This window comes from Rhodococcus sp. IEGM 1307 (genome assembly GCF_030056915.1).
In the GTDB taxonomy this organism is placed as follows: domain Bacteria; phylum Actinomycetota; class Actinomycetes; order Mycobacteriales; family Mycobacteriaceae; genus Rhodococcus_F; species Rhodococcus_F opacus_D.
In genome coordinates this window covers 828,422-834,585 of the sequence record NZ_JASHKW010000001.1, presented here as the reverse complement: position 1 = coordinate 834,585, position 6,164 = coordinate 828,422, and the positions used below count along the sequence as shown (strand labels likewise).

6 protein-coding genes and 1 pseudogene are annotated in these 6,164 nt (G+C 66.8%); 5 read left to right on the top strand and 2 right to left on the bottom strand.

Going from position 1 to position 6,164, the window contains the following annotated elements; all coding sequences use genetic code 11:
* Both QM841_RS03645 and QM841_RS03640 read left to right on the top strand, forming a co-directional pair.
* Positions 1-290, top strand: a pseudogene (locus QM841_RS03645) (lipoyl synthase); the annotation flags it as partial.
* Positions 287-517, top strand: a complete 231-nt coding sequence (locus tag QM841_RS03640; protein ID WP_283330949.1) for a hypothetical protein — start codon at positions 287-289, stop codon at positions 515-517. The pseudogene QM841_RS03645 and the gene QM841_RS03640, both read left to right, overlap by 4 nt.
* Before the next feature lie 16 nt (positions 518-533).
* Here QM841_RS03640 and QM841_RS03635 read toward each other — a convergent pair whose 3' ends face one another.
* A complete protein-coding gene (locus QM841_RS03635) occupies positions 534-1,736 on the bottom strand; it encodes a GAF domain-containing protein (RefSeq protein WP_502943211.1) in 1,203 nt (400 codons plus the stop codon).
* 180 nt (positions 1,737-1,916) lie between these two features.
* Between QM841_RS03635 and QM841_RS03630 the strand changes: the two genes are divergently transcribed.
* The 3 genes from QM841_RS03630 to QM841_RS03620 all read left to right on the top strand — a co-directional run bounded on the left by QM841_RS03630 (position 1,917) and on the right by QM841_RS03620 (position 3,838).
* Positions 1,917-2,696, top strand: a complete 780-nt coding sequence (locus QM841_RS03630; protein ID WP_283330948.1) for an acetoin reductase — start codon at positions 1,917-1,919, stop codon at positions 2,694-2,696.
* A 92-nt stretch (positions 2,697-2,788) separates the two neighbouring features.
* The gene (locus QM841_RS03625) at positions 2,789-3,022 is read left to right on the top strand and encodes a hypothetical protein (RefSeq protein WP_105417380.1); all 234 of its coding nucleotides are present in this window, start codon (positions 2,789-2,791) and stop codon (positions 3,020-3,022) included.
* 471 nt (positions 3,023-3,493) lie between these two features.
* On the top strand, positions 3,494-3,838 hold the full coding sequence (locus QM841_RS03620) for a hypothetical protein (protein WP_283330947.1): 345 nt from the start codon (positions 3,494-3,496) through the stop codon (positions 3,836-3,838).
* A gap of 91 nt (positions 3,839-3,929) precedes the next feature.
* Here QM841_RS03620 and katG read toward each other — a convergent pair whose 3' ends face one another.
* Positions 3,930-6,158, bottom strand: coding sequence for a catalase/peroxidase HPI (gene katG, locus QM841_RS03615; protein ID WP_283330946.1), 2,229 nt, complete (start codon positions 6,156-6,158; stop codon positions 3,930-3,932).
* Positions 6,159-6,164 lie beyond the last annotated feature (6 nt).

Here is a 6,164-nt window from a genome sequence, read left to right as displayed (position 1 = left end):
TGCACGACCTGCACGACGCCGGCTGCGACATCATCACCATCACCCAGTACCTGCGTCCCTCGCCGCGGCATCACCCCGTCGAGCGGTGGGTCAAGCCGGAGGAATTCGTGGCGCACTCCACCACTGCCGACGAGATCGGCTTCGCCGGCGTGATGGCCGGACCCCTCGTCCGCTCCTCCTACCGCGCCGGCCGACTCTACGCGCAGGCGATGGCCCACCACGGCCGCCCGCTCGCGGACTCCCTCACCCATCTCGCAGCCGTCCGACCCGACAGGAGTGTCAACCCGTGATCAACGATTCCGTCATCGAAGACGCACAGGTCATCGAATTCGCCTGTCGCTGGCTGCCGTACGGCGGTGGCACCACCGGTGATCTCCTCGTCGAATTCGGTATGACACCCGCGTGCTACGTGGCCCGGCTCCGCAAGATCCTCGCCGGACCGGCCGGTCAGTGCCTCGACCCGCAACTGCGCGCCGACCTGGGCCGGTTCGTCGCCGTGCGATCGGCGAGGAGTTAGACACCGGGAAGGTTCGTCACCCGGCGACGTGCACGTCGACACCGTCCGCGAACCGATACGGATGGGTGGACAGAATTGGGCCGAGGCTCTTCCGGAGACGGGAGATCTCGGCGCGGACGGCCACCACGTGGTCGCGGTCACCGAACAGCACCGCACTCAATGACGCGGCATCGATTCCAGCGAAACCCGTTTCGGCCAGCACTCGCAGGATCTGCGCGTGGCGGGGTGAGAGCGCTCGGGTCCAACTCGTGTCGCCTCGCACCGTTGCTCGCGGGGTGTCACCGAGATCGAGTTCCACTGCGATGGTCGTCGGTCTGCCTCCGCGGCGCACCAGCCAGCCGTCACCGAGCGGTTCCGGCATGCACACCCCCAACCCGGGCACGAGCAGGGGCGTGCCGAGACGCGGGGGCACCAACCGGTCGGGAACGGCCAACCCGCGTGCGTCGGCGACCCAGCCGTGCCGGTCCACCACGACGGCAGGCCCTGCGGTCGCCCCGAGCACCGGTGCGGCATGACCGCGGAGCTTCTCGAGAGTGATCGTGTGCTCCTGCCACAGTGTGGCCTCGGCCAACCGGACCGCCGTCTGCACCAGTGCCACCGTCGTCGGATGAACCGACATCGCCGAGCCACTGATGTCGACGACGCCGAGCACCTCACCGCTACGTGGATCGTGCACCGGAGACCCGGTACACGACCACCCGCAGTGCGACCGCGCGTAGTGCTCTGCCGAGAACAGCTGCACGGGAGCATCTTCCACCAACGCTGTTCCGATGGAGTTCGTGCCCACCGCCCCCTCGGACCACCGGGCGCCCTCCATGAACCCCAGCGCGTCGGCGGCCTTTCGCACGCCGCGCGACCCTTCGCGCCACAACACCACCCCGTCGGCGTCCGCGATCACCACGATGAAGTTCGCGTCTTCCGCCACCTGTGTCAACGTGTTGCGAAGCTCGGGAAGGACCGATCGCAGAGCAGTTCGCGTACGCCGGGCCTCGACCTCGGCGTAGTCGGCGAGCACCACGTCCTCGCAGCGGTCGGGGCTGACCCCGTCCGCTTGTAGCCGCGACCACGATCGGCCGACGACGTCGCGCGGCTGCGCGGGCGGTTGCCGTCCCGAGAGAACGGCATCGTGCACTTGACTCAACAACCTCGCGTGCCGGGGTAGATCGACGCCCGAGCCGACCGCGGGAAGGCGGTGCCGAACCGAACCGGAAGTACTCACCCGGCCGAGCCTACCGGGGATGCGGACGCCGAACCAGGGGCGGTTCCCCCATTTCCATTGGGGGCGAATGCAATCGACGGTCTACTCGACCACACTGCAACCGAGTGCAACCCTTGCAACCGCGCCGTGAAGAATGCTTGGCTCATCTGTGAGGACGATCACAACAGGCAGGAGTCAGGGATGAGCATCAAGGGCAAAGTCGCTCTGGTCACCGGCGCGGGGCAGGGCATCGGACGCGCGACCGCATTGCGATTGGCGTCGGACGGCGCCGACATCTCGCTCGTCGACGTCAACGGCGACCGGGTCGATGCGGTGGCCGACGAGGTCCGGGCGGTAGGAGTGAAGGCGATCTCACTGGTCGCCGACGTGACGGACCGCGATCAGGTGCAGTCTGCCGTCGACCGGACCGAGCGCGAACTGGGCGGCTTCGACATCATCGTCAACAACGCGGGAATCGCCCAGGTCAACCCGATCGCCGACGTGACACCGGAGGAGGTCTCACGCATCCTCGCCGTGAACGTCGAAGGCGTGCTGTGGGGTATCCAGGTCGGGGCAGCCAAGTTCCGGGAACGGGGACACGGCGGGAAGATCATCAACGCCTCGTCGATCGCCGGCCACGAGGGATTCCCGATGCTCGGCGTGTACTCGGCGACCAAGTTCGCGGTCCGCGGCCTCACCCAGGCCGCGGCGAAGGAGTATGCGTCGGACGGCATCACCGTCAACGCCTACTGCCCCGGCGTCGTCGGCACCGACATGTGGGTCACCATCGATGAACGCTTCGCGGCCCTCACCGGCGCGCCGAAGGGCGCCACGTTCGAGAAGTTCGTCGGCGGCATCGCCCTCGGTCGCGCGCAGACGCCCGAGGACGTCGCCGCCTACGTGTCGTATCTCGCCGGACCGGATTCCGACTACATGACCGGGCAGGCGGGACTGATCGACGGCGGCCTGGTGTACCGATAGGCCGCCACTCGCAGCGGGGTTTCACACCCGGATCCGCGGGTAGACGGACGTAGGGTGATGCGACAGCGCGTCCGGGGACGAAAGGGGCAGCCGTGGACGTCGACGACCTGGTCGAGCGCACCGGTCGGTTGCGGTTCGATCTGCAAGCACTCGAAAACCGCATCAAGGAGTTGACCGACGCGTTCGACCTGCTCGACAGCACAAGCGACGGCGCCTCGCGGGAACAGGTGATCGACAGCCTCAGCGATGCCCGGCTCGACCTGAGCACCGCGGACAGGCACCTCGAGACCGCGGTGCGTAACGCCGAGAGACTGTCGACCGGCTGAACCCTGCGTCGGACGACGGGCTCGTCATGTCGTCGACCCCCGTGCACCCCAGACAACCCGATCCCACCAACTGCTGAGCGGACTGGGGTCCGGCCACCGGATGGGCTCGTCCTCGCGCAGTTCCGTTACTCGGCGTTGCGCACTCTGATTCGATGTTCCGCCTTCTTCTCGACGCACAGCTCTGCACCTCCCGAATTCCTGCGCGCCCGTCACGGCGGCGGGCGCGGCCCACTGTGCAATCCGGAATTTAGCACCGCGGCGTCCGAACGACCAGCTTCCCGACGCAGTAACCATTTGATAGCGGCCGTCCAGGTTTCGGCGGGCGCCACCAGAACTGGCACTCAAGGTTGCCGAGTGCTAAATTTCTTATGCACAGTGGTTGAGGTGCTCGCTGAGGTGGCGGGCCATTTTGACGATCACGGGAGGTGTGTTGCTGTGCTGCGTTCCGATCGACTCGCCGAGGCTCGGCCGATGACCCGATCTTTGCTGGAAGTCCACAACGGATCGTCGCGACACAATCCCGACGGCTCCCCGGCACGATTCTCCCGGCTCGCCAGACCACAGCACCTGCAGGGCGAACGCTGGAGCGACATCTCGGTCATGCTGGGAGCCCTGTCGATAGTGATGTTCTGGATGTTCGGATTCGGCGTCGTTCTCGGCGCCTGTGCCATCGCTGCCGGCATCGCCGCCAACCGGCACCCTGCCGTCGAAGGAAGCGAGCCGAAGTCCCTGGAAGCACTGCTGGGCATTCTCACCGGCGCTTTCGGAATCGCCGCCGGCACAGTCTTTCTCACCGCGGCGCTCCCACACCTCTGAATAACCACAAATCTGGCCCGACACCCGGCGAGGATCCACTCGCGGGTGCCGGGCCAGACGACGGTTGATCGGCCGAGGCCGATCACCATGATCAGTCGAGGTCGAACCGGTCGAGGTTCATCACCTTGTTCCAGGCAGAAACGAAGTCCTGCACGAACTTCTGCTGCGCGTCGTCGGTGGCATACACCTCGGCAAGAGCACGCAGTTGCGAGTTCGAACCGAACACGAGATCGACGGCGGTGGCGGTCCACTTGGCGTCACCCGTGACACGATCGGTGCCCTCGTAGACGTTCTCGGCCGAGGCCGCTCCCTTCCACACCGTACCCATGTCGAGGAGGTTGACGAAGAAGTCGTTGGTCAACGCCTCGGGCCGGTCGGTGAAGACGCCGTGCTTCGTTTGGCCGAAGTTGGCGTTCAGTGCACGCAGGCCACCGACGAGAACCGTCATTTCCGGAGCGGTCAGGTTCAACATGTAGGCCCGGTCGACCAGAAGTGCCTCGGCAGGCAACTTCTCCCCCGCCCGGAGGTAGTTGCGGAACCCGTCGGCCCTCGGCTCGAGCACGGCGAACGACTCCACATCGGTCTGCTCCTGTGTGGCGTCGGTACGACCCGGCGTGAACGGGACCGTGATGTCGTGACCGGCGTTCTTCGCCGCCTTCTCGACAGCCGCAGCGCCGGCCAGAACGATCACGTCCGCGAGTGAGACCTTCACTCCGCCGGACTGCGACGAGTTGAAGTCCTGCTGGATCTGCTCGAGGGTCTGCAGGATCGTGGACAGCTCGGCGGGGCTGTTGATCTCCCAATCCTTCTGCGGCGCAAGCCGGATCCGCGCCCCGTTGGCGCCGCCACGCATGTCGGTGCTGCGGTGGGTGGCTGCCGACGCCCAGGCGGTGGACACCAACTGGGAGATGGACAGGCCCGAGTCGAGGATCTTGGCCTTGAGCGCGGCGATCTCGCTGTCCCCGATCAGCTGGTGATCGACCGCGGGGACCGGGTCCTGCCACAGCTGCGCCTCCGGCACCCACGGGCCGAGGTAGCGCGTGACGGGTCCCATGTCGCGGTGCAGCAGCTTGTACCAGGCCTTGGCGAACTCCTCGGCGAACTCCTCCGGGTGGTCGAGCCAACGCCGGGTGATCTTCTCGTAGGCCGGGTCGATGCGCAGCGAGAGGTCCGTGGTCAGCATCGTCGGAGCACGTCCCGCCGACGAATCGAACGGGTCGGGAATCGTGCCCGCGCCTGCGCCGTCCTTGGCGGTCCACTGCCAGGCACCGGCGGGACTCTTGGTCAGCTCCCACTCGTAGCCGTACAGGACCTCCAGGAAGCTGTTGTCCCACTTCGTCGGCGTGGGGGTCCACACGACCTCGAGACCACTGGTGATCGCGTCCTTGCCCACGCCGGTGCCGTAGGCACTCTTCCAGCCCAGGCCCTGCTGCTCGATCGGGGCGCCTTCCGGTTCAGGACCGACCAGGTCGGCGTCGCCTGCGCCGTGCGTCTTGCCGAAGGTGTGGCCGCCTGCGATCAGCGCAGCGGTCTCCACGTCGTTCATCGCCATGCGGCCGAACGTCTCCCGGATGTCGCGGGCGGCTGCCAGCGGATCCGGCTGGCCATTGGGCCCTTCCGGGTTCACGTAGATGAGACCCATCTGCACGGCCCCGAGCGGACCGGACAGTTCGCGATCGCCGCTGTAGCGCTCGTCGCCCAGCCAGGTGTCTTCCGGACCCCAGTACATCTCCTCGGGCTCCCAGATGTCCTCGCGGCCGAATCCGAACCCGAAGGTCTTGAACCCCATCGACTCCAGGGCGCAGTTGCCGGCGAAGACGAGGAGGTCCGCCCACGAGATCTGCTTGCCGTACTTCTGCTTCACCGGCCAGAGCAGCCGGCGGGCCTTGTCGAGGCTCGCGTTGTCGGGCCAGCTGTTGAGGGGGGCGAAACGCTGAGCGCCCTGACCGCCACCGCCGCGACCGTCCGCGATGCGGTAGGTGCCTGCGGCGTGCCAGCTCATCCGGATGAAGAGGCCGCCGTAGTGGCCGTAGTCGGCGGGCCACCAGTCCTGCGAGGTCGTCATCAGATCGATGACGTCGCGCTTGAGTGCCTCCACGTCGAGCTTGGCGAACTCCTCGGCGTAGTCGAAGTCCACGCCCATCGGGTTCGACTTGGACGTGTGGGCGTGCAACACCGACAGCTCCGGCTGGTTCGGCCACCAGTCGCGGTTCGTCCTCGGGCGGTGCGCCGCCGGAGTGGGAGACGGGATTACGGGGTTTTCACTTTCACTGGTGCTCTGAGTGTTTCCCTCATGAGCGACCGGGCAGCTATCGGACACAACATT

Bases quoted from the DNA above. Each gene is read 5' to 3' on its own strand.
- QM841_RS03630 (WP_283330948.1), top strand. From the start codon at position 1,917: ATGAGCATCAAGGGCAAAGTCGCTCTGGTCACCGGCGCGGGGCAGGGC.
- QM841_RS03620 (WP_283330947.1), top strand. From the start codon at position 3,494: ATGACCCGATCTTTGCTGGAAGTCCACAACGGATCGTCGCGACACAAT.